Annotated in this window: 1 protein-coding gene; it reads left to right on the top strand. The window is 58.3% G+C overall.

The window, feature by feature from the left end:
• Positions 1-347 precede the first annotated feature (347 nt).
• A complete protein-coding gene (locus AC629_RS43495) occupies positions 348-989 on the top strand; it encodes a glutathione S-transferase family protein (protein WP_084810736.1) in 642 nt (213 codons plus the stop codon).
• Positions 990-1,145: the final 156 nt, after the last annotated feature.

Raw genomic sequence — 1,145 nt, forward strand, 5'->3', positions numbered from 1 at the left:
AGCCGACGAGCTTCCCATTGGCTTTGAGGACGATCCAGATGGCGGATGTGGCGCCTTTCACCTCATCGCGAGAATTTTGCGACCGCTCAGATTTTGAGTTTTTCAACACAATCTCCCTTTGATAGCGGACATGCCAGAGCTTTCGCTGCACGTCGGCTCAGGGCCCAATAGCCGAAGATCGCTGCTCAGCTAGGTCGTGAAGAACCCATACAGTGGGAAGGGCCCGCACTGTAGGATGACGAATATGCGCCAAGCCTTGAGCTCATCATGCGCCATCGATAGTCCGTTGCGCGACTGGCCTACCTCTGCGAGTTAGTACATCTAGTCCAATCCAGGAATGCTTAGCTATGCTCACCGTCTATGGCGAAGGTCGTGGCTTCCGTGTTGTTTGGCTGCTCGAGGAATTAGGATTGGCTTATCGGCTGCGCCCGGTCGATCTGCTTGCAGTCGAGAATGATCGCGATTTCCTCGCAATCAACCCCGCCGGCTTCATTCCCGCACTGCAGGACGGCGAGACGATCATGGTCGAATCGATCGCGATTCTTGAATACCTGCTCGCCCGCCACGGCTCAGGTTCGCTTGCCGTCGCCCCGGACGATCCCGCCTTCGCCTCCTATCTGCAATTTCTCCACTTAGGCGAGGCCGGGCTCGCCGGGCCGATGAACGCCGTCTTTGTCGGTCGCGAACTGGCGCCCGAAGCCGAGCGAGATGCCCGGGTTACCTGCTGGGCACTCGAGACCTTCGAGAGCCGGCTGGGGTTGGTTATCCGCCGCCTCGCGGATTGCCCCTATCTAGCCGGCGACCGATTCACGGCTGCCGATATCTCGGTGAGCTACGCCCTCCTGCTTGGCCTGCGAACTGGCAACTACGTCCCCGGGTCTATCGAGCGGGACTATCTCGCCCGCACGACGGCACGCCCTGCCTACGCCCGAGCGATGGAAAGCTGCCAGGCCACCAAGGCTTGGGCGGCGAGATCACCGGGAATTTAGTGCTCGCGCTTACGAGTCTACGGCCTAACACTACTTTGGCAGATTATTGGATTTTCGTGATTTTTTAGGATTCCCGAATCGATTTTTCAATGATTCATGGGTGGTCGGCTCTTGGAGGGCTGACCATGACGGAATGGGAAGTCGAGCTCGAACGCT

Origin of the sequence: Bradyrhizobium sp. NAS80.1 (assembly GCF_001908205.1) — a bacterium.
GTDB lineage: Bacteria > Pseudomonadota > Alphaproteobacteria > Rhizobiales > Xanthobacteraceae > Bradyrhizobium.

Bases quoted from the DNA above. Each gene is read 5' to 3' on its own strand.
- AC629_RS43495 (WP_084810736.1), top strand. From the start codon at position 348: ATGCTCACCGTCTATGGCGAAGGTCGTGGCTTCCGTGTTGTTTGGCTG.